Raw genomic sequence first — 23,768 nt, forward strand, 5'->3', positions numbered from 1 at the left:
GTTCTCCTGTGGTCGTGACTCTGGCCAACGGTCAGACCATCACCATCGGCGTCGGTCAGACTACTGGCACTGCAACCGCTGTTGCTGCGAACGACGCGTTGGTCGGTAATGCGCCGATCACCAATTCGATCACTGGCGTAACCGGTGGCAATTTCGAAGATCTGGTGGCGGACAAAACTCCGGTTTCGACTTCTGTCACCGACGTTGCCGACACCACCAACCTGTCTCTGAGTGCGACCGGCTCCGTGGCTGAGGGCGGCTCGATTGTTTACACCGCGACACTGACCAATGCCGCTGGCTCGCCTGTGACCGTCACCCTGTCGAACGGCGCGGTCATCACCATCAAGGCTGGCGAAACCACTGGCACCGCGACCGTTCCGGCACCGTCCGATGACGTCTACAAAGACGCCGGTTCCGTGCAGGCGACAATCACCAGTGCCACCGGTGGCAACTTCGAGAACCTCGTTCCGAGCACTACGCCTGCGATCACCCAGGTCACCGACACCATCGATACCTCGACGGTAAAACTGACCGCCGATACTTCGGTAGCCGAAGGCGGCACCGTGACTTACACCGCCACCGTCGGTGCGCCAGTTACTGGCTCGCCTGTGGTCGTGACACTGGCCAACGGCCAGACCATCACCATCGGCGTCGGTCAGACTACCGGCACTGCAACCGCTGTTGCTTCGAACGATGCACTGACCGGCCACGCTCCGATCACCAACTCGATCACTAACGTAACCGGCGGCAACTTCGAAAATCTCGTCGCCGACAAGACCCCGGTCAGCACCACCGTGACCGACACCGTCGACACCACCAATCTGTCACTGAGCGCAACCGGCTCCGTGGCCGAAGGTGGCCAGATCACCTACACCGCGACACTGACCAACGCCGCTGGCTCGCCTGTGACCGTCACCCTGTCGAACGGCGCCGTGATCACCATCAAGGCTGGCGAAACAACCGGCACTGCAACCGTTGCGGCACCCTCCGACGACGTCTACAAAGATGCAGGTTCCGTGCAAGCCACGATCAAAACCGCGACCGGTGGTAACTTCGAAAACCTGGTACCGAGCACCGCGCCAGCAGTGACCAGCGTCACCGACACCGTCGACACCACCACCGTAAAACTGAGCGCAACCGCCACAGCGGCAGAAGGCGGCAACGTCGTCTACACCGCAACCGTCGGCGCCCCCGTCACCGGTTCGCCAGTTGTCGTGACGTTGGCCAACGGCCAGAACATCACCATCGCCGTCGGCCAGACCACCGGCACCGTAACCGCCGTCGCACCGAACGATGCGCTGACCGGCAACGCTCCGCTGACCAACTCGATCACCAACGTCAGCGGCGGCAACTTCGAAAATCTCGTCGCCGACAAGACCCCGGTCAGCACCACCGTGACCGACACCGTCGACACCACCAACCTGTCCCTCAGCGCCAGTAACTCGGTGGCAGAAGGTGGCCAGATTACGTACACCGCGACATTGACCAACGCCGCTGGCTCGCCAGTGACCGTCACGTTGTCGAACGGCGCCGTGATCACCATCGACGCCGGCAAGACCACCGGCACGGTGAACGTTCCAGCGCCAGCTGACGACGTCTACAAAGACGCCGGCACCGTGCAGGCGACCATCAGCAGCGCCACCGGTGGCAACTTCGAAAAACTGGTACCGAGCACCACGCCAGCGGTGACCAGCGTCACCGACACCGTCGACACCACCACCGTCAGCATCACTGGCAGCAGCTCGGTGACCGAAGGCCAGACCGCCAGCTATACCGTCAGCCTCAATCACCCGGCGCAGACCGAAGTGACCCTGAAAATCGTCTACAGCGGCACTGCTGCCGACGGTTCGGACTTCACCGGTGTGTACACCGTGAAGATCCCGGCGGGCGCCAGCAGCGCGCAGTTCAACGTCGCCACCCTCGATGACAAGATCACCGAAGGCACCGAGAACTTCGTGGTCAAGATCGATTCGGCTACCGGCGGCAACTTCGAGAACCTCGCGGTCAGCAGCACCAATGGCAGCGTCAGCACCTCGATCATCGACAACGATGCACCACCGGTGCTCGATCTGGACGCCAACAACTCCAGCGGTGCGACCGGTGCCGATTACAAGGTGACGTTCACCGAGAACACCCCGGGCGCCGGCGTGTCGATCGCTGACACCGACCTCAGCATCACCGACCCGGACAGCACGATGCTGACCGGTGCCACCGTGGTGCTGACCAACCGTCAGGACGGCGATGCGCTGAATCTGGGCAACAGCGTCAACGGCATCACCATCAATGCCAACAGCACCAACGGCACGGTGACCCTGACCCTCTCGGGTAACGCGACCCTGGCCGACTACATGCAGGCCATCAAGAACATCGGCTTCACCAACAGCAGCGAAAACCCGAGCACCGTGCCGCGCATCATCACCGTGACGGTGACCGATGGCGGCAACTACTCGAACACTGCGACCACCACGGTCAACGTGGTGGCGGTCAACGATGCACCGGTCGCTGCGCCGAGCGATGTCACCGGCACCGAAGATACGCCGCTGGTACTCGGCTGGTCGACCTTTGGCGTCACCGATGTCGACAGCCCGGCGAGCAGCCTCGGTATCAAGATCACGCAGCTGCCGGGCGAGGGCAAACTGCAGTATCTGGACGGCTCGACCTGGAAGGATGTGGCCAACAACCAGACCTTCAGCAAGGCCGACATCGACGCCGGCAAGCTGCGCTTCCTGCCGGATGGCAACGAGTCGGGCACCAACGGTTACGGCGGCACCGGTCTGGGCAACAAGCAGGCGGACTACGCGCAGATCAAGTTCCAGCCTACCGATGGCCAGGCGCTGGGCAGCACCGGCACAGTGAAGATCGACATCACGCCAGTGGCGGATGCGCCGACCCTAGCCGTGGCTGACAACAGCGTTAAATCCACCGGCCTCATCAAGGAAGTCTGGACCGGTCTGTCGGGCCTGGGCACTGACGGCAGCGGAGCGAACTCGACCACCCTGAAAAACGTCATCGACGCCGCCGGCAAACCGAACTCCAGCGGCAACGTCACCAACGTGCAGTCTGACGGCAGTGTCGCCGCCGGTACGGCGTCGAAGACCTCTGGCCTGGTCTACCTGGAAGCCGGCAAGACCTACAGCTTCAGCGGCGTGGCCGATGACAGCCTGCTGATCACCATCGGCGGCAAGAGTGTGGCTTCCGGTACCTGGGGCGCGGGCGGTGCGATCAATGGTTCGTTTACCCCGACTACAAGCGGTTACTACACCCTCGACATCTACCACCACAACCAGAGCGGCCCGGGCAGCTACGATGTCAACCTGTCGGTCAATGGCAGCACGCCAATCGATCTGAGCAACGCCGGCGTGCCGATCTACACCGGTGTGCAGGATCTGATCAACTCGGGCGTGACCGTCTCCGATCTGCACGGCACCAACGGCGAAGGTTATTACGACGGCTACAAGCTCAACACCGGCGCTGAAGGCACCACGGTGAAACTGTCGGCGATCAGCACCGCGCTGACCGACACCGACGGCTCGGAAACCCTGACTGTGAAGATCAGCGGTGCACCGGTCGGTTCGGTGCTCAGCGATGGCGCGGGTCATACCTTCACCGTTACCGCGAGCAATGGCGAAGCCAACGTCACCGGCTGGAACCTCGGCTCTCTGACCGTGACCCCGCCAACCTACTACAACGGCCAGTTCAACCTGACCGTGACTTCGACGTCCACCGAACAGGTCGGCGGCTCGGCAAGCAGCACCGCGACCATTCCGGTCACAGTGGTGCCGGCGGTGTACAACGCGGTCACCGCCACCTCGGGTGACGACACCGTCACCGGCACCGACGCCAACGACATCATCGTCGCTGACATCGGCGGCCTGACCGTGGTCCCGGGCACCAACTACAACATTGCGTTCATGGTCGACAGCTCCGGCAGTATGAGCAGTTCGTCGCTGAACGCCGCGAAGGACTCGCTGACTTCGGTGTTCAACAGCCTCAAGCAAAGCCTGGGCGGCAGCAACTCGGGTACGGTGAACATTTTCCTGGTGGACTTCGATACCCAGGTCAACAAGTCGGTGTCGGTGAATCTCAACGACCCTAATGCGCTGACCTTGCTCAAAGCAGTGCTGAACTCGATGGGCTCCGGCGGCGGTACCAACTACGAGGACGTGTTCAAGACCACGGCCAACTGGTTCCAGAGTGCCGACGCAGTGGCCAACACCGGGGCGAAGAACCTCACGTACTTCATCACCGACGGCCAGCCGACTTACTACCAGACCGGCGAGCAGACCAACCCGACGCTGTATGGCAACGTGAAACTCGACAGCGTGGTGAACACCAGCAACTACAAGCAGGGCGACACGTTCAGCACCTACATCGACAACTCGCACTACCTGACTATCAACAGTGCCGGCAGCGTTGTGCTGCAAACCTACAACTCGTGGTGGGGCTGGAGCAGTGAAACCCTGGGCACGATTCACGCGCAGGGCGACGGCACTTATGAATTGTCGAACCTTGCGGGTACCGGCAACAGCACCAACTCGTCGACGACCAGCAACTCGACCAGCGGCTTTGCCTTGTTGAGCGGGTTGTCGAGCGTCGAAGCCATTGGTCTGAACAACGACGTCAGCCTCAACGATCTCAAGCCGTACGACTCGGACAAAACGCCGCAAACCAACATCGATCCGAAAGACCTGGCCAACTCGATCATCGGCCATACCGAAGCGACGATGCCGGGTAACGACACCGTCAACGGTGGCGAAGGCAACGACATCCTGTTCGGCGATCTGGTCAGCTTCAACGGCATTGCCGGCGAGGGTTACCAGGCAATGCAGGCGTTCGTCGCCAAGGAAACCGGCGTTGATGTCAGCAAAGTCAGCACCAGTAATGTGCACCAGTACATCACCGAGCACTATCAGGCGTTCGATGTGTCCGGCGCGCACGATGGCAACGACACGCTGCTCGGTGGCGCAGGCAATGACATCCTGTTCGGCTCGGGCGGCACCGACCTGCTCGACGGCGGCAAAGGCAATGACATCCTGCTCGGCGGCACCGGCAACGACACGCTGATCGGCGGTCAGGGCAACGACATCCTCATCGGCGGTTCCGGTGGCGACACCTTCGTCTGGAAATCGGGCGACACCGGTAACGACGTGATCAAGGATTTCAAAGCCAGCGAAGGCGACCGCATCGACCTGCGCGACCTGTTGCAGGGCGAGACCGGCAGCACGATCGACAACTTCCTGAAGATCACCACGGTGGATGGCACGTCGTCGCTGCAAGTCAGCTCGGCGGGCAAATTCAACTCGGGCGATGCCGCTGCGGCCACGCCGGACGTGACGATCAAACTGGAAGGCAACAACTGGGCGAGCGCCAACCTGCACAACCTGATTGCCGGCAGCGACCCGACCATCAAGGTCGATCACAACAACAGCTGAGGCTGAAACAACAACGGCCGCCTCCTGTGGGGCGGCCGTCGCGTTTGCGGGCAATGCAGCGGTGACGATTTGTTCGTCGCCCCGCATACTGGCGCGCAGTTGGCTATGCTGCTGACAGCATGACGCTGTTCATTTGTGAGGGATGCTTAATGTTTTACGTGCAACGCGATGCGCAGGGCCAGTTGATTCGCGTGGAAGCTGCGGCGTACGCCGAGGCCACGGAAACGCTGCCCGCCGATAACCATGAAATTCAGGCGTGGTACGCCAACGAAGCCGTGGAAAACAGCCTCAAACAGCTCAAGCAGAGCGACTTTGAAATGATTCGGGTACTCGACGACCTGATTCAGGTGCTGACCCAGAAAGGCGTGATCCGCGTCACTGACCTGCCGGCGGCGGCCCAGGCCAAACTGATGGACCGCACCCAGGCACGTGAAGCGCTGGGCGGGTTGAGCCAGTTGATCGATGAGGATGAGGGTGGGTTGATCTGATCCTCCCAAGATCCAAAGCTTACCCTCACCCCAGCCCTCTCCCGGAGGGAGAGGGGGCCGATCGAGGTGTCTTGCGCTATCCATCGACCTGAGAGATCGAGTCGATTTTGGATTCAGTGGAGCTCTTGCACGTCGGCGTATCTCGTAAATATCCCACGGCCAGTCCCCTCTCCCTCTGGGAGAGGGTTAGGGTGAGGGCGCTTCTTGGCTCACCCCCAAGGCTTCGGCTCACCGAGCAACTGCCCCTGCACGCCATACAAGCCCATCTCGCGAATCACTGACAGCTCCCCTTCAGTCTCGACCCGTTCGGCAATCAGCGGCAGATCGATGCTGTGCGCCGCGCGCTGGATCGCCTCGATGAACAGGCGCTTGTCGCTCTCCTGATCGATCGCCCGAATGTAGCTGCCATCGATCTTCAAGTACGCCAGACCCAACCGCGCCAGGTTGCCGATCATGCTGAAGCGCCCGCCGAAGCGCTGCAGGCTCAGCGAGAAACCGAGCTCGTGCAGGCGTCGGGTCAACTGCTCCAGCACCGCCTGTTCAGGCAATTGCTCCTCGCCGATTTCCAGAGTCAGACGCGCGCCGAGATTGGAATGCGCGCGCAGAATTTCGAAGACTTTGTTCAACGCCTGCGGGTCGGCCAGCGTTGCCGAGGACAGGTTCAGCGCCAGTGAATCCTCGTGCCCTTTCATCTGTTCCAGCACGCGTTCGAGCATCAGCCGATCGAGCCGCGCGGTCCAGCCGAAGCGCTCCAGCCACGGCAGGAAGCGTCCGGCGGGAATGGTCTGGCCCTGCTCGTCGAGCAGGCGCGACAGCACCTTGTAATGCAGCACCAGTTGCGTGTCCTGCGCCGCAACCACCGGCTGGAAATACAACTCGAAACGCTGCTGACTCAAGGCCTGATCCAGCAGTCGATGCCAAGCGTGATGGTCGTCACCCACCTCCGCCACCAGACTCTGATCGATGCACGCCCAATTCTGCTCGCCTTGGCCTTCGGCCTGCGCGAGTGCCTGATCGCCCAATGTCAGCACCGCTTGCGGGGAGTCACCGTGAGCGAACGGCGCCAGCCCGATCGAAGCCACTGCCGGCACGTCGGTCGCGCCGGTGGCATGCAGGCTGCTCAAGGCATTGTCGAGATTCTGCGCCAGCTGCAGCGCTTCCTCGCGCACCAGCCCCGGCGCCAACACGGCGAATTCACCGCCGCGAATACGCGTGACCAAGTCCTGGGTTTGTGGATATCTGGCGCACTCGCGGGTCAGTTGCTCACCGACGGCCTTGAGCAATTGGTCAGTACGCTGGCCGCCGAGACGCTGGTTGAGACCGGCCAGGTCCTTGACCCGCAATAGCAGCAGATAACCGGAACTGGCCTGCTCCGGGTTGCTCACGCGGTTGTTCAGTTGCATCTCGAAATAGCGGCGGTTGGCCAGGCCGGTGAGGTTGTCCTGATAGGACTCGGTACGCAGTTTTTCACTGCGCTCGGCCTGCTCCTGGAACAGCGTCTTGAGCTTCTCGACCATCTGATTCATTGCCTGCACCACGCGACGCAATTCAGGCGTGCGTGGCAGATCCGGCAGGCTGAGAAACTCGCGGCGGGCAATCGCATGGGACTGCTGGACCATGTAATCGAGGGGCTTCAACTGCCGACGCAGCAACAGCGCGCCGAGCACCGCACTCAATGCGCCGCAGATCAGCAACCAGCCAAGGCTGCCCAGTGCGCTCTGCCATAACTTGGCCACGGCGAACATCGGGTGGCTGACCACCTCGACCCGCGCCGCCTGCTCCCAGCCACGGCTGACCAGCGCATCGCCACCGGCCGGTTCGAGGCCGATCAGTCTGACGAACCAGTCCGGCACATTGCTCACCGCCGGGGTACCGCTGCGCTCGACAATGGTCTGCTCGGTCTTCACGTCGACCACCCGGATGCTCGCGTAATAACCGCTGTCGAAAATCGAACTGACCAGCAGCTCGACCATCGCCGGGTCGTCGATATTCGGCGTCAGCGACAACGCCAGCGCCGTCGCCGCGTCCTGCGCGTGGGAGCGCAACTGGTTGACGTACTGGGTGCGCGAGCTCTCCAGGCTGACCATGAAGCTGCCGGTGAAGGCCACGACCAGGAACAGACAGATAGCGATCAACAGCTGTTTGAACAAAGACATCTGAGCGCGTGCTCCTAGTTAGTCGTCTCGACCGGAAAACCTTCGGCCTGCATTTTTTTCAGCACATCCTGCCAGCGCGACAGGCGTTTGGTGTCGCCGACCTTTTTATTGCCCTTGGCGCCTGGCAGATACAGACCTTCGGCATTGAAAGAGTAGACCGGCAGCAAATCGGTCCGCTGCGACGCCGGCTGGATCGGATCGATCAGGCTGTCGAGCACCAGCGGCATGGCATCGGGGGTCGCATAGTACGTCAACACCATGTGCGCGCGGTTCTGGCGCAGCGCCTTGACGTAGGTGATGCGCAGCTTGTCACTGGAAACGCCGAGATGGCGCAGGCTGAAATACTTGGCGATGGCGTAGTCTTCGCAGTCACCGGCACCCTTCCACAGGGCTTCGATCGGGGTTTCCCAGTAATCCACTTCGCGCCACAGATCGATGTCTTCGACGTAACGCACCTGCTTGTTGAAGAACAGGTTCACCACCTTGAGCTTGTCCATCTCACTGACCTGCTTCTGCGTGGCCAGCAGATTCTGCCAGGCGTCGATGCGCTGCTGCCCCGCGCCCAGTGGCCCATAAAGAGCCGTGGCCTTGCGGCTGATCGCGGAAAAATCCCAATTGGCGTGCAGGCCGCCCAGCATGACGCCGGCCAGCAGCAATGCGCAGCCAAGCCAGCGCAAGGTCCGAGGGATCGCGAAACGTACCGCCACTGCAGGTTTCCAGAAGGACAGAAAGGAAGCGTTTGATGGTGAAGCTTAGCCCGGCAAAAAACAATGGCACCGTGAGATCATCGAAGACGCGCTAGACTTGAGATTGCCGCGCAACGTTTTACAAGGTTTGACAACCTGTAGAGCAATCACTAGTGTCATTTGGATCCAAATATTGCGACCTACAGGGTGTGTTGTCGTGACTCAGAAGCCCAAACCGCTGCACAGCATCAAAGTCGAAGGACCGATTCCTGCGCATCTGGCCCGGTCGGTGATCGAAGAAACTCTGCGCTCGGCCATTCTCGATGGCCGCCTGCCCTGTGGCACTGCGCTGCGCCAGCAGGATCTGGCCGATCTGTTCGGGGTCAGCCGCATGCCGGTGCGCGAAGCCTTGCGCCAGCTCGAAGCGCAGGAGCTGCTCAGCGTCACCACGCACAAAGGCGCCGTGGTCGCCCCACTGATCCAGGGCGATGCTGCTGAAACCTACGAGTTGCGCATTCTGCTCGAGTCCGAGGCATTGCGGCAGTCCATTCCGCTGCTGACTGAGGCCGAGCATCAACTCGCCGCCGGCTACATCGACGAGCTGGAAGCGCAGCACGACTACAACGAAATCGGCCGCCTCAACCGTCTCTTCCACATGGCCCTGTACAGCAAGGCGCCCAACCAGCGACTGCTGCGCCTGGTGGAGGACGGGCTGAACGAAGAGGAACGTTTTCTGCGGTTCAATCTGGAAGCGATGGGCTTGGGCAAGCTGTCCCAGGATGACCACCGCGCCATGCTTCAGGCCGTGATCGAGCGGGACATACCGCGCTCGCTCGCAATGCTGGAGCAGCACCTCAACCGTGGCGTTGAGGTCATCACCCGCTACCTGGCGACTCCCGCCGCACAGAAGCGTCACACCGCACGCTGATATCTCGTACGTCGAATAATCCCCTTACAAATCTTCGCGACCGCTCTGCTGCCGGCTCTGGCAGCGGATCGGCGTGCCCGCTGGTGCCCGCCCCGGCCCTGCCGACGCATTTCTGCTGCCCGCCGATGACCAATCGGTAATAGCCCTGACGGCAATTTACCCGCACTCTTCCAGCGCCACCCCTACAGAACGGGGACGCGCCGCCCTGACGGCACAGTCCCCGCAACAGGAACCTACGGAAGGAGCCTTGTCACGGGAAACAGGAAGTCATGGCGCCGGTCACGGCCAACTTTCGCCCCCTTTGAATTCATAAACTTCCCTTGTTTAAAAGTTGCTTCGAGTGAGGCATTCACTCTTGTTATCTATTTTGGCCGTTATTAGCCGAAAGGAGTAACTACGCCCTAATAAAACTTGATCTGAAAGTTTTATCGGTAACTCTCATATTCAAAAAACAGCCAACTTAAAATAATTGAAAATAAACTTGTTAAATGCATTTGCCCTGTATTAGTTTTTCTCTCGCCAGGTTTGAACGTCGCCGTTCAGCGCGGCATACCTCACGTAACAACCGCAGTACCCGTGGCGCCGCAACGGCGCCACAGCGCAATCAATATTTGCCCGACCAACTTGCTATCCAACTTGCTCGACCGCTTACAGCAACTGAAAAGAACCGTGCACTTCAATCAATGATAAAGGACATCATGATGCCCACTAAGCAGCAACTCGCCCTGAAGAAAGCCGAACTGAGTATTCACCCGATCTTTTCCGAGATTACTTCGTTATCGGTATTACGCCGTTTCATGGAAACCCATGTATTTGCCGTATGGGACTTCATGTCGCTGACCAAGCGCCTGCAACAGGAACTGACCTGCACGCGTTTACCCTGGTTGCCGCCGCGCGATCCCCACGCGGCGCGGTTGATCAACGAGATCGTGCTGGGCGAGGAATCGGACGATCGCCTCGATGCCGGCCACTACAGCCACTTCGAGTTGTACCTGGATGCGATGCGCGAAGTCGGCGCGAGCACCACGGCGGTAGAGCGCTTTGTCGCCCTGCAGCAGGAAGGCGTGAGTTATGACGTCGCGTTGCAGAGCGTCGACGTCGACCCGGCGGCCGCGCAGTTTGTCCGCGATACCTTGCGCATTGCCCTGGAGGCGCCGGGACACAGCGTTGCCGCCGCGTTCCTGCATGGTCGCGAGAGCGTCATTCCGACAATGTTCCAGCGCATCCTCGATGACTGGGGCATCGGCATCGAACAGGCACCGACTTTCCGTTACTACCTGCAACGGCATATCGAAGTCGATTCCGAAGATCACGGCCCCGCCGCCGAGCAGTTGCTGGAGCGTCTGGTGGACGGCGATCCGCAGCGCGCAGCCGAGGTTTACGCCAGCGCCATCGCCGCCGTGGAAAGCCGCATCGCCTTGTGGGACGGGCTGCGCCTGAGCATGGGCGTGGAAGTTGCCGAGGTGGCCCAATGAACGCTGCCGACTATCAATCCTTCGCCGAGGCCTGGGAAAGCCGCGCGACCATCCGCACCCGTCCACGGCGGCTGCTGGAAGACGATCAGCGCCTGATCTACCCGCTCAGCCGCCAGCCGCTGGTGCTCAGCGAAACCTTCCTGCGTGAATGCCCACAGCAACGTGATTTCGCCCTGGTGCAGACGTTGTACAAATTCATCAACGACGTAGTAATTTTCGAGACGGAAATCGTCGACAAGACCGCCCGCAGCATTGCCAAGAATCGCTTTGCCGTGGCGTTCCCGTTCGCCTGTCGCTACGACGCGATGACCGTGGTGGTCGATGAGGATTACCACGCGCTGGTGGCCATGGATTTCATGCAGCAAACGGTCGCGCTGACCGGTATCGAGCCGATTCAATTGCCCGATGAAATCGAGCTGAGCCGGGCGATTCCCGCCGCTGTTGCGCTGGCGCCGGAATACCTGCGCAGCGCGGTGGAACTGATCTGCGTGGCGATCGCCGAAAACACCGTGACCGGTGATGTCGCGGCGTTCGCCCGCGACGATTCGGTCAAGCCGTCGATCAAGGGCCTGATGGCCGACCACTTGCTCGACGAAGGTCGCCACTCGAGTTTCTGGGCGCGGATGGTGCGCATCTATTGGCACACCGCCAGCGACGCGGACCGCGAAACCATCGCGCAGATTCTGCCGGTGTTCATCGGCCATTACCTGACCAACGACATCCAGAAGTCCTTCGATTTGCGCCTGATCGATGCGCTGACGGTCAGCGAAACCACCCGACAGTCATTGCGTGAGGAGATCGCGGGACTGGCCTTCCCGATCAATCGCCACCACCCGTTGGTGGGCAACATCGTCAGGTTTTTCCACAACAGCTCGCTGCTCGACACACCGTGCGTGCAGCACGCCCTGCGCGACTATCTGGTTTGAGGAGGCCGACATGAAACGTCTCGACATTTTGCTCACCGGCGCCGGCCAGGCCATGACCGATCTGGCCCGGGAGCTCGAACAGCATGGCCATGCTGTGACCCGCAGCGGCGCCACTCAAGCGGCGGTGGATCTGATCATCGACGATGGCTTTATCGCTGCCGGCGACTTCTGCGCCATCCCGCATCTGCACCTGCGCCTGGGTGTCGCCGCGCAAGAGCATGGCGGCCTGCCGACCCTCGACTTGCTGTGCTTTCTCGGCTCGTCGCTGATCAGCCGTGTGCCGATCGGCGATGAGCCGTCCGGCAACGGTCAGTCGCTACGCCAACGAGCGCTCGCCCATGTGGTCGACGAAGTGGCGTTGCTGGTCAGCCGCTTTTCCCGCGATGCCGATTATTTGAGGCATGCCCCGGTCCTCAAAGCGCCGGATTTCGAACGCCTGGAAGATCTGCTGTTTCTCGACAAACTGGCGTATGTCCACCGTCTCAACGACACGGCAAATCCGGCGCTGCTGGAGCAGGCGCAAATCCCGCTGATCGAGCGTCTGCAACAAAGCCTGATCGAGCATGCGGAACGACCGGCGCTGCACCTCGGCGGACAGTCCATCAGCTACCGGCAATTGCACGCCCACAGCCGGGCGATCCAGCAGCGGTTGCTGCCCTTGCTTGAGCAATATCCGCAGCCGTGGGTGGTCGCTGTCTGCCAAGGCAAAAGCCCGGCACTATTCGCCTCGACTCTGGCGATTCTCGGCAGCGGCGCGGTGTACTTGCCGCTGGAGCCGAGCCATCCCTTGCAGCGCCAGCAATACATCCTGGAAAACGCCGGCGCGGTGTTGTTGCTTCACGATGGACAGCAGGCGCTCAGCGAGTCGATAGCGGGGCTGGATGTCAGTGACATCGAAGCGCCGAACGCCGATCTCGACCGGCCGCTGATGCACCACCGCCCGGAACTTGATGCACCGTGCATGGCGGTCTACACCTCGGGCACCACCGGGCATCCGAAAGGCGTGCTGCTCAGCCAGGCCAATCTCGCCCACTTCACCGCGTGGTACGCCGACTACGTGCAGCTGCGCGCCGGAAGCCGGGTGTTGCAGTTCTCTTCGCTGAGCTTCGATTCGTCACTGATCGACATCTTCCCCAGCCTGCTCGCAGGGGCGGAACTGATCGTGCCCGACGACACCCAGCGCCGCGATCCTTTGCAGCTGGTTGCGCTGATTCGCCGGCGGCAACTGACCCACGCCTTCCTGCCGCCGGCGCTGTTGAGCATCCTGCCGCTGGAACAACTGGAGGGCGTGCAGGTGATGACCGGCGGTGATGTCTGCGAGCCGTACGTCATCGAGCAACTGACCCGCCAAGGCACCCTGCACAACCTGTATGGCCCGACCGAAGCCACCGTGCTGATCACCGCGCGCCAGCTCAAACCGGGCGACAGCAACCGCACGCTGGGAGGGCCGATCGCTAACAGTCGAGTGCTGATTCTCGACGACGATCTGCAACCGGTGCCCGATCAAACCGTCGGTGAGCTGTTCATCGTCGGCCCCGGTGTCTGCCTCGGTTACCTGAACAATCCGCAGCAGACCGCCGAGCGTTATCTGAGCCTGTCACTGCCCGGCGGCGAAACCCTGCGCGCCTACCGCAGCGGCGACATGGCCAAGTGGGGCGAGCACGGTATCGAGCTGTGCGGGCGGCGCGACAATCAGGTGAAAATCCGTGGCTTTCGCGTCGAGCCGGAAGAGATCGAACGCTGCCTGCGCGAGAGCCGCATGTATCGGCAGATCGCCGTGGTCATCGACAATCAGCGGCGCATTCTGGCGTTCTTCGCCCAGCCACAGGCCGAGACTGCCCGCGACGCATTGAAGGCTCACGCCCGGCAGTTTCTGCCGGACTACATGCAACCGGGAGCGTGGACCGAACTGGCGCAGATGCCATTCGCCAGTAACGGCAAAGTCGATCGCAAGGCGCTGTTGGCATTGCCGGTGACGGTGCAGGACAGCGCTGCGAAATGCCTGCCGGCCAATGCTGACGAAGCGCTGCTTCTTCAGGTCTGGGCCGAACTGCTGGAACTGCCGACCAGCGACATTTCCACTGACGAAAGCTTCTTCAATCTCGGCGGTCATTCGATTCTGCTGTCGCGGATGTTGCTGCGCTTGCGTGAGGAATTCGGCCGAAGCATTTCGATCAATCGCTTCATCGAACTGCCCACGATCAGCAAACTGGCGACGCTGGTGCGCGGCACCGATGACAGCGCCGTGCTCAGCGCTCAGGCCATGGCCGACGCCGAGCGCGCGCTGGATATCGAACCGCTGCCGATCAGCCGCATGGGCGATGTGCACAAGGTCATCGTCACCGGTGCCAACAGTTTTGTCGGCGTGCACATCGTCGAAGCGCTGCTCGATTGGGGCGCCATCGAAGTGGCCTGTCTGGTGCGTGATGGCGCCGGGCAAACGGCGGCGCAACGCTTCGCTCAGGCACTGCGCGAGAACCGGCTGGAGCACCTCGACCTGAGCCGTGTGCGGGTTTACGCAGCTGATATCAGCCGTCCGCAACTGGGCCTGGGCGATGAGGATTATCGGCGCCTGGACCTCGAGTTCGGCGCACTGGTGCACAACGCCGCCAACGTCAACCACGTACTCGATTACGAGTCCCTGGCGGCGGACAACGTCGAGCCGATTTTCGCCCTGCTGAAGCTGTGCGAAGGGCAGCGCAAAAAGGTCTTCAACTTCGTCTCGACCCTGTCGGCATCCAGCACCGTGGATGACGCCGGTCGAGTGCTGGAACTGCCTGCCGCCGCGACGCCGCCGATCTACATTCGCAACGGCTACAACCTGTCGAAATGGGTCGGCGAACGCATCCTCGAACGGGCGCGCGAGCGCGGTGTACGGGTCAATCTTTATCGCCCTGGCAACATCAGTTTCAACAGCCTCAGCGGCGTTTGCCAGCCGCACAAAAACCGTTTGATGCTGATGCTCAAAGGCTCGATCCAGCTCGGTCAGGTACCGGCCTTTGCGCTGAATTTCGACCTGATGCCGGTGGACTTTCTCGCCCGCTTCATCGCCTTCCATGCCAGCCGTTATTCAGCGCAACGCGCGGTGTTCAATCTGCACAACCCCGAGCCGCTGAGCTGGGATGCCTACGTCGCTTCGTTCCGCGAAACCGGCAGCGAGTTTGCGCTGGTCAGCGTCGCCGACTGGCAGCAGCAATTGAGTCGGGTCGACGCCGACAACGCGCTGTTCGGCGTGCTCGGTTTCTACCTCAACGGCTTCGAGGAAGACATCGGCGACATCTCCCTGATCGGTCACGCCAACGCCGAGGCCGGCGTGCGGCAGATGGGCGCGCACTACCCACAGAAATCCTCGGCGCTGCTGCGTCGCGGCTGCGACTACCTGAAAGAAATCAACTTCATCTGACTCATCCCAAAGGAGCAACACCATGAGCAATCTGCAACCCGACACCCTGATCAAAAACCCGCAAGGCTGCCACGTTGTGTCGTCGGTGGAAGTGCCGGGGGACGCGGCACAAGTCTGGGCGATCGTTGGCGATTTCGCTGGCTTCGAACGATTCATTCCAGCGCTGTCGCACACCGAAATGACCGGCGAAGGCGTGTCTTCGCTGCGCAAGAAAGTCTTCAAGGACGGCAACGTCGTGGTCGAACAACTCAACTCGCGCGATGAACAGGCGCGGCGCATGACCTGGACGACGATTTACAACACGTTGGGGGTGGCGAACCTGTGGGCGGCGATGCAGGTGGAGTCGCTGAGCGCACGGAAGTCGAGAGCGACCTGGACGATCATTGCCGAACCGGCTGCGGATGGGGATGAAGCATTGCCGGGGTTCAGGGATTTCGTGCAGGGGTTTGCCGATGATGCGATGGGCAATGTGCTGAAGCTGTTTGTCTAAGGCATCGGTTTGGCGGTGATTGAACCGCCGCTTTCGCGAGCAGGCTCGCTCCCACATTTGGAATGCATTTCCCTGTGGGAGCGAGCCTGCTCGCGAAGAACGATAACGCGGTCTGCGATCTGAAAAATCAGATTTTGAAGCTGTCGACCAATTGCTTCAGGCGATTGGCCTGCTGCGACAACGCATCACAATCCTTCAACGTTTCATTGAGGTTGGCCACGCTCTGCTGGTTCAACAGGTTGATCTGGTTGACGTCGACGTTGAGGGTTTCCACCACCGCAGTCTGCTCTTCAGTCGCAGCGGCCACCGACTGGTTCATACCATCGATTTCGCCGATGCGCTGGGTCACGCTGACCAGGCGCAGACCGGCCTGATTCGCCACTTCCACGCTTTGCTCGCTGGACGCCTGACTGGCGTTCATCGTGCTCACCGCTTCGCGCGAGCCGACCTGCAGCGAGGTGATCATCTTGTGGATCTCTTCCGCCGATTCCTGGGTGCGATGCGCAAGGTTGCGCACCTCATCGGCGACCACGGCAAAACCGCGCCCGGCTTCACCGGCACGCGCAGCCTCGATGGCAGCGTTGAGCGCCAGCAGGTTGGTCTGCTGCGAGATGCCTTTGATCACGTCGAGAATGTGGCCAATGTTGTCGGTGCTCGCGTTCAGGGTTTCGATCTGCGTGCACGACAGGCTGATCTTCTGCGACAACTCGGTCATCGCCTGAATGGTCTGCTCGACCACCTGACGACCGTCGTCGGCCTGCTCGGAAGCGCCACTGGCGTGCTGCGAAGCATCCGCCGCGTTGCGCGCGATCTCCTGAGTGGCGGCGCCCAGCTGATTGATCGCTGCCGCGACGCTGTTGGTGCGCGCACTTTGCTCGTCGGAACCGACGATCGAAGCGTTGGACGAAGCCATCACCCGTTGCGACAGGTCATGTACGTGACGGGTCGCCGACGACACTTCGGAAATCGATGCGTGAATCCGTTCAACGAACTGGTTGAACGCGCTGCCCAGTTCACCGAACTCGTCTTTGCTCTCGACCACCAGACGCCGGGTCAGATCGCCCTCGCCCTGGGCGATGTCTTTCATCGCGCGGCCCATGGTGGTCAGCGGACGCATCAACACGTTGATCAACAGGCTCAACAGTAACGCAATCGCCGCGACCGCGACAAACATGGCGATCAACGCCGAGGTGCGGAATTGGCTGAGTGCGGCGTAGGCCTTGTCGCGATCGATCGACAGACCGATGTACCACTGCGCATTCGGCAGATCGCTGACCGGGGTGAACGAGAGAATGCGTTCCTGGCCGTTGAGCACCACGTTCTGGTTGCCCTTCTCGATGCGCACGCTGGTGTTCGGGTAGATGTCCTTGAGGTTTTTCATTACCTGATCTTTGTCCGGGCTGACGATCACCTGACCGTCGGCACTGACCAGAAACGCATGGCCGAGGCCACCGAAGTCCACCGAGTTGATGATCTTCACCAGGGTTTCCAGGCTCAGGTCACCACCGACCACACCGAGCAATTCACCGTCCTTTTTCACCGGCATGGCGATGGTCACCACCAGGCCACCGACGGCCGCCATGTACGGCGGGGTCAGCATGGTTTTATCGGCGGCCACGGCCTGCTTGTACCAAGGCCGCTGACGCGGATCGTAACCGTCCGGCATCTTCGCATCGGGGCGCTGGGTGAAGACACCGTTGGCCTGCCCGACATAAGTGAACTGAAAGTTCGACGTGAAGGCCGGTTGATCGACAAGACCCGGCAAGTCGGCATTCCTGCCTTGATGGGCAACGTTCTGCGCGAGGTTTTCCAGCACCAGAATGCGCCCGCTCATCCAGTTCTGCACGCTGCTGGCGGTCAGGTCACCGGCCTGTTGCACGGAGGACTGCAGGTTCTGGCGAATGGTGTTTCGCTGCAGATAATCGTTGTAGAGCGTGAACAACGCGAACGCCAGGACCACGACGCCCGAAGCGGCCAGGAGGATTTTATGGCTGAACTTGAGATTCATTTCATGGGACTTCTTATGCCAAAAGTGGGGATGCGTTTCCGGATGCAACATTCCATGTACGGCGCAGGCAGCGTTCTTCCGGCCGCTCTACTTTGGTGCACGCATTTCTCACCAGTCTGTCGGCCAGCGGCGGAGAAATCTTAGGGGCGCGTGAGAAATGGACGGGGTTTGTGCAGGATTCCCGCCGAACGGCGTGGCAGAGCGGCTGCGAGGGAATTTTTCGCATCGACATGGGGGGCGACAGTTGCAAAATCTGTGACCCTTGATGACAATGCGACTAATTATCATTTGTGACGTTCGGGCTGGCGTGGTCATGTCTTCTCCTGAGTTGGTCGTACAGGCGCTTTACGGTAGTCATCACGGCTGGCTCAACGCTTGGCTGCGCGCGCGGCTGGGCAACGCAGCGGATGCAGCGGATCTGGCTCAGGACACTTTCCTGCGCCTGCTGCAACGTACCGAACGCCTCGAACTGAAAGCGCCCCGAGCTTTCCTGCGAACCATCGCGCGCGGTCTGGTAATCGATCATTGGCGCCGCGAGGAAATCGAGCGGGCCTATCTGGAGACCATTGCTCACTTGCCTGAAGGCGAAGTACCTGACGCCGAATCGCGCGCGTTGGTCTTGGAACTGCTGGAAAGCATTGCGCGCATGCTCGAAGGACTTAAGCCGAAAGTGCGTCAGGCGTTTCTCCTGGCGCAGTGCGAAGGTTTGACTCACAAACAGATCGCCGAGCAGTTGGGCGTATCGGTACGTTCTGTGGAACGCTACGTCGCCGATGCGCTGTATCACTGCTATGTGTTGCGGTATGAAAACTGATGCCTGTGGATAACCTCTCACTCGCTCGCCGCGTGGAACCGCGCCAACACGTGGTCAAGCAAGCGATTCACTGGCTACTGCGGCTGCGCAACAACCACGGCAATTCGCGGCTGACTCGCCAATGCGAGCAGTGGCGCGCCGAGCATCACGAACATGAAATTGCCTGGCAGCGGGTGCAGTCGCTGCAAGCCGAATTGAGCTCCAGTCTGCGCGCCGTGCCGGGTGCGCAGGTCGCTTTCAACACCTTGGAAAACAGTGCGCAGGGGCTGGGCCGACGCCAGGCCTTGAAGTTGTTGTCGGGCGCGCTGTTGATGGGCTCCGCCGCGTGGCTGGCCAAGGACAGCGCCGCCTGGCAGCAATGGAGTGCCGACTACGCGACGGCGACCGGCGAACGGCGCGGTTTCCAGTTGCCCGACGGCACGCGCATCGAACTCAACACCGCCAGCGCCGTAGATCTGGATTACACCGCGCAGCGGCGCCTGATCAAACTGACCCGTGGCGAGATCATCGTTACCTGCGGCGGCTCTGACGAGGGCGCGGCGACCGATCGACCGCTGCGCATACAGAATCGCCACGGCACTTATGCGCCGTTCGATGCGCGTTTCATTTTGCGTCAGGAAGAACAGTGCACGCGGCTCAGCGTTACCCGTGGCCGGGTGTTGGTTCGCGCTGGCGGTCATTCCCTCGAAGCACTCGCCGGGCAGAGTTTTCTGGTCGATCAAAGCGGTTTGCGCGCAGCGCCGACGCCGGATATGGATGCGGGCGCCTGGCTCGACGGTTTGATTGTCACGCGCAATATGCGGCTGGGTGACTTCCTCGCTGAAGTCGGCCGTTATCGCCCGGGTTATCTCAATTGTTCGGCGGAGATCGCAGACCTGCGCCTTTCTGGGGTGTTCCGTCTGGAGGACACCGACAGGCTGCTGGCGGTCCTGCCGCAGACGCTGCCGGTGCAATTGCGTTATCGCACCCGCTGGTGGGTGACCCTGGAACGTGCGGTGTGATTATTTTTGGCGGGTTTCCGCAGGCAGTCCGGCTTAGTCAGTAAGCACTTCAACTCAGCCCCCGCGACTGCCTACGGAAATCCACAATGACTGTCCGCGCCACTTGTAAGAACCCTCTGAATTTCACTGCAGAATCGACACTACTGCGCCATGCGGTTCGGGCGGCACTGCTGACCACCGCGCTGGGCGTCAGCGTGTTACCGAGCCTGAGTCTGGCCGCCAACACCGGCACCGAGATCAGCCACCGCTACAACATTGCTGCCGGGCCATTGGGCGAGGCTTTGAATCAGTTTGCCCGGCAGGCCGGCATCACCTTGGCGATGACGCCGCAACAGACTCAAGGTCAGCAATCTCCCGGCGTGCAGGGTGAATATTCGACCGACCAGGCCTTGAGCCATTTGCTCGGTGGCTCAGGGCTGGAAGCCGTCAGCCAGGACGGCAGCAGCTACATTCTGCGCCCGCTGGCTGAAAGCGAAGCACTAGCCTTGCCGACCACCGACATCAAAGGCTTCGCCCTCGGCAACGCGCTGGGCAGCATGGCCGGCTACAACGCCACGCACAGCCAGATCGCCACCAAGACCAGTACCGCCCTGCTGGAGACCTCGCAAAGCGTATCGGTGGTGACGCGTGAGCAAATGGATGACCAAGGCTCGCAAACCGTCTCGCAAGCGATGCGTTACGCCCCGGGCGTGCTGACCAACCCGTATGGCGCCACCCATCGTTACGACTACGTGGCGATGCGCGGTTTCAACGACGGCTCGGTGGACAACATCTACCTCGACGGCCTCAAGTCGATGGGCGACAGCGGCACCTACAGCACCATGCAGGTCGATCCGTATTTCCTTGAACGCGTGGATATTCTCAAAGGCCCGTCATCGGTGCTGTACGGCCGTAGCTCGCCCGGCGGTCTGGTCGCGCTGACCAGTAAAAAGCCGTTGTATGAGGCCTACCATCAGGTGCAGGCGACAGTGGGGACGCAAGGCCAGCGCGGGATTGGTTTTGACTTCAGCGGTCCGGTCGATGACGACAAGCGCATTGCCTATCGTCTGACCGGATTGAGCGATCAGTCCGACACGCAATTCGATCACAACAAGGAAAAACGCTTCGCCCTCGCGCCGACGTTGAGCATCGATTTCAGCGAAGACACCTCGCTGACCCTGCAGGCCTATCTGCAACACGATCCGGACGGCGGTTACCACGGCGGCGTTCCGGCGGACGGCACGATCCATCAGCGCAATGGCGAGCGCATCTCGCCGCGCTTCTTCGAGGGCGAACCGGGGATCGATGGTTACTCCCGTGACCAGCAGTCGTTCGGCTATCAGTTCGAACATCGCTTCAACGACGTCTTCACGGCGCGGCAGAACTTCCGCTATCTCGATTCCAAAGTGAACATGGATCAGGTCTACGCCTATGGCTGGACCACCCCGACCAGCAATGAACTGAACCGTTATTACACCGGCGGTGATGAGCGCCTGCATGCGTTCATCGTCGACAACATGCTGCAGGCCGAATTCTTCACCGGCGCGACCAAGCACACAGTCCTGATGGGCGCGGATTATCAACGGCGCAAAACCGTGGTCGACTGGACCAGCGGTGGCCTCGCGCCGATCAATGCGTTCAATCCGGTGTACGGCAACTCGGCGATCGAGATGTACGGCGACACCAGCTATCTGCGTCGTCTGGAGCAGACCGGTGTGTATCTGCAAGACCTGATCGAGATGGACAAGTGGCGCTTCTCGCTGGGCCTGCGTCAGGACTGGGTCGAGACATCCGATGAAAACCGCATCGCCGAAGCGGGGCGTCCGGTGGGTACAGAGATCAATGATCGGCGCACGAAACTCACTGGGCGTGCCGGCGCTTTATATCTGTTTGATAACGGTCTGGCGCCATACATCAGCTACTCCGAGTCGTTTAACCCGAACTCCTATGCCGACAGCGCCGGTAATCCACTGGCCCCTACCGATGGCACGCAGTGGGAGGTCGGTTTGAAGTATCAGCCGCCGGGCACCGACAACCTGTTTACCGCCTCGCTGTTCCGCATCGACCAGGAAAACCTCGCGACCAAACTGCCGCAGGAGAACTTCTACCGCGCAGTCGGCGCCGTACGCTCGCAAGGTCTGGAGCTGGAAGCGCACCTGCAACTGACCGATAACTTGAAAGTGCTCGGCAGTTACACCTTCACTGATATCGAATATTCCAAATCGATGATCAGCACCTTGAGCACGCCGACCGATGTCATCGAGAACAAGGGCAACTCACCGACTCAAGCGCCGCGACACATGGCCTCGCTGTGGGCTGACTACAAGTTCGACAGCGCCGCACTTGATGGGCTGCGCCTGGGTGGTGGGGTGCGCTATGTCGGCTACAGCTGGGCCGATGCCGAGAACACAATGAAGGTGCCGTCTTACACGCTGTTCGACGCCTCGATTGGTTATGACCTGGGCAAGGTCGGCTTGACAGGTGTGGATGTCCGGCTCAACGCGAACAACCTGACCAATGAATCCTATGTCGCGTCCTGCGCCAGTCTGAACTTCTGCTACATGGGCGAAGAACGCAACGTAGCGGCGACCGTCAGCTATCAGTTCTAAAGCTATGTCCTGTGCATAAAAAAGCCAGCCCCTGCTATCAGGGGCTGGCTTTGTCGTTTCTTCGGGGTGTTTTGTATGCGTGCGTTTCTGGTTTTGTTGCATCGGTACATTGGATTGGCCACTGCGACGTTTTTATTGTTGGCCGGGCTGACCGGCAGTGTGCTGGCGTTTAATCACGAACTGGATGAGTGGCTGAATCCGCAGTTCTACGAGGCGACCTCAGTGGGTGAGCGCTTGTCGCCGGGCGCGTTGGTAGATGCAGTGCAGACTGCACATCCGAAACTGCAAGTCTGGTACATGGAGTATCCCCATGAGACGGGGCATACGGCGCTACTGGCGGCCGTTCCGCGTAAGGATCCGGCGACGGGCCAGCCGTTTGATAAGCCCAATCAGGTGTTCTATCTGGACCCGGTCAGCTCGGAGCAAAAAGGCGCGCGCTACTGGGGTGAATGCTGTTTTCAGCGGGAGAACTTCATCCCGTTCATTCTGGAGTTTCACTACAACCTGACATTACCGGGTAACTGGGGATTGCTGTTAATGGGTGGGGTGGCCATCGCGTGGGTGATCGACTGCTTTGTCGCATTGTGGCTGACCTTGCCGCGTGGCAAGCCCTTCTGGAAGAAGTGGGCGACTGCGTGGAAGGTCAAAGGCGGGCATGCCTACCGCTTGAACTTCGACCTGCATCGCGCCGGAGGATTGTGGCTGTGGCTGCTGCTGTTACCGATCGCCGTCAGTAGCGTGGCGATGAACTTGCCCAGCCAAGTGTTCAAGCCTGCGGTTTCGTTGTTTTCGCCCATCGAGCCGAGCGTTTATGAAGCCAGAGGACGAATGCCCGCCAATCAACTGGGTACGACACAGTTGAGTTATCAACAGGCGTACCAAAGGGCATTGCAGGAAGGGAAACGATTAGGACTGACGGCGGCAATCGGCGAGTTGTATTACAGCTTTGAGTACAACTTCTACGGCGCAGGATTTGGACAGCACGATACGGACGCCCATGGAAAATCCTGGTTGTTCTTTCACGGTACAGATGGCCGATTATTGGGACAGGAGATCGCGGGACAGGGCACGCTTGGAGAGCAGTTCTATCGACTTCAGTTGCCCATACATGGAGGACGGATCATCGGGGTGACAGGGCAGGTAATGATCGCGGTACTGGGTGTGTTGATTGCGGGGTTGTCAGGGACGGGCGTCTATATTTGGTGGCGCAAGTGGCAGGCAAGACGCAGCAGCAAGAGTCGCAGAACGGCCTGATCTTTCGTACACGCTTAAATGACAAAACCCCTGTCTGCGTTAGCAGACAGGGGTTTCGGAATTCAATCTTGACGATGACCTACTCTCACATGGGGAAACCCCACACTACCATCGGCGAT

At 60.7% G+C, this 23,768-nt stretch carries 13 protein-coding genes and 1 pseudogene; 11 read left to right on the forward strand and 3 right to left on the reverse strand.

The window, feature by feature from the left end; genetic code table 11:
• Both D8U71_RS18000 and D8U71_RS18005 read left to right on the forward strand, forming a co-directional pair.
• Positions 1 to 5,432, forward strand: a pseudogene (locus D8U71_RS18000) (LapA family giant adhesin); the annotation flags it as partial.
• 149 nt (positions 5,433 to 5,581) lie between these two features.
• Entirely contained in the window at positions 5,582 to 5,920 is a 339-nt protein-coding gene (locus tag D8U71_RS18005; RefSeq protein ID WP_016772279.1) for a hypothetical protein, read from the forward strand.
• Between the two features lie 209 nt (positions 5,921 to 6,129).
• Here D8U71_RS18005 and lapD read toward each other — a convergent pair whose 3' ends face one another.
• The gene (gene lapD, locus D8U71_RS18010; protein WP_130888339.1) at positions 6,130 to 8,076 is read right to left on the reverse strand and encodes a cyclic di-GMP receptor LapD; all 1,947 of its coding nucleotides are present in this window, start codon (positions 8,074 to 8,076) and stop codon (positions 6,130 to 6,132) included.
• Positions 8,077 to 8,090: 14 nt separating this feature from the next.
• A complete protein-coding gene (gene lapG / locus D8U71_RS18015; protein WP_110602310.1) occupies positions 8,091 to 8,783 on the reverse strand; it encodes a cysteine protease LapG in 693 nt (230 codons plus the stop codon).
• Positions 8,784 to 8,979: 196 nt separating this feature from the next.
• Between lapG and D8U71_RS18020 the strand changes: the two genes are divergently transcribed.
• The 5 genes from D8U71_RS18020 to D8U71_RS18040 all read left to right on the forward strand — a co-directional run bounded on the left by D8U71_RS18020 (position 8,980) and on the right by D8U71_RS18040 (position 15,984).
• Positions 8,980 to 9,690 carry a GntR family transcriptional regulator gene (locus D8U71_RS18020; RefSeq protein ID WP_016772282.1) on the forward strand — a complete coding sequence of 237 codons (711 nt, stop codon included), beginning with the start codon at positions 8,980 to 8,982 and terminating at the stop codon, positions 9,688 to 9,690.
• Between the two features lie 698 nt (positions 9,691 to 10,388).
• Entirely contained in the window at positions 10,389 to 11,165 is a 777-nt protein-coding gene (locus D8U71_RS18025) for a DUF3050 domain-containing protein (protein WP_041479717.1), read from the forward strand.
• Entirely contained in the window at positions 11,162 to 12,091 is a 930-nt protein-coding gene (locus D8U71_RS18030) for a diiron oxygenase (protein ID WP_024011110.1), read from the forward strand. The genes D8U71_RS18025 and D8U71_RS18030 overlap by 4 nt, the downstream gene beginning before the upstream one ends.
• Positions 12,092 to 12,101: 10 nt before the next feature.
• Positions 12,102 to 15,494: a non-ribosomal peptide synthetase gene (locus D8U71_RS18035; RefSeq protein ID WP_130888340.1), complete on the forward strand. Its 3,393-nt coding sequence runs from the start codon at positions 12,102 to 12,104 to the stop codon at positions 15,492 to 15,494.
• A gap of 22 nt (positions 15,495 to 15,516) precedes the next feature.
• The gene (locus D8U71_RS18040; protein ID WP_130888341.1) at positions 15,517 to 15,984 is read left to right on the forward strand and encodes an SRPBCC family protein; all 468 of its coding nucleotides are present in this window, start codon (positions 15,517 to 15,519) and stop codon (positions 15,982 to 15,984) included.
• A 127-nt stretch (positions 15,985 to 16,111) separates the two neighbouring features.
• On the opposite strand, the gene D8U71_RS18045 is transcribed toward D8U71_RS18040, so the two are convergent.
• On the reverse strand, positions 16,112 to 17,992 hold the full coding sequence (locus D8U71_RS18045) for a methyl-accepting chemotaxis protein (RefSeq protein WP_041479722.1): 1,881 nt from the start codon (positions 17,990 to 17,992) through the stop codon (positions 16,112 to 16,114).
• Between the two features lie 313 nt (positions 17,993 to 18,305).
• Between D8U71_RS18045 and D8U71_RS18050 the strand changes: the two genes are divergently transcribed.
• The 4 genes from D8U71_RS18050 (at position 18,306) to D8U71_RS18065 (ending at position 23,649) form a co-directional block, all read left to right on the forward strand.
• A complete protein-coding gene (locus D8U71_RS18050) occupies positions 18,306 to 18,806 on the forward strand; it encodes a sigma-70 family RNA polymerase sigma factor (protein ID WP_039764190.1) in 501 nt (166 codons plus the stop codon).
• On the forward strand, positions 18,806 to 19,807 hold the full coding sequence (locus D8U71_RS18055; protein ID WP_130888342.1) for a FecR family protein: 1,002 nt from the start codon (positions 18,806 to 18,808) through the stop codon (positions 19,805 to 19,807). Before D8U71_RS18050 ends, D8U71_RS18055 begins: the two co-directional genes overlap by 1 nt.
• 86 nt (positions 19,808 to 19,893) lie before the next feature.
• On the forward strand, positions 19,894 to 22,395 hold the full coding sequence (locus D8U71_RS18060; protein WP_130888343.1) for a TonB-dependent siderophore receptor: 2,502 nt from the start codon (positions 19,894 to 19,896) through the stop codon (positions 22,393 to 22,395).
• Positions 22,396 to 22,470: 75 nt separating this feature from the next.
• On the forward strand, positions 22,471 to 23,649 hold the full coding sequence (locus D8U71_RS18065) for a PepSY domain-containing protein (RefSeq protein WP_024011103.1): 1,179 nt from the start codon (positions 22,471 to 22,473) through the stop codon (positions 23,647 to 23,649).
• Positions 23,650 to 23,768: the final 119 nt, after the last annotated feature.

The organism is Pseudomonas sp. Sample_21 (assembly GCF_004307525.1).
Classification (GTDB): Bacteria; Pseudomonadota; Gammaproteobacteria; order Pseudomonadales; family Pseudomonadaceae; genus Aquipseudomonas; species Aquipseudomonas atacamensis.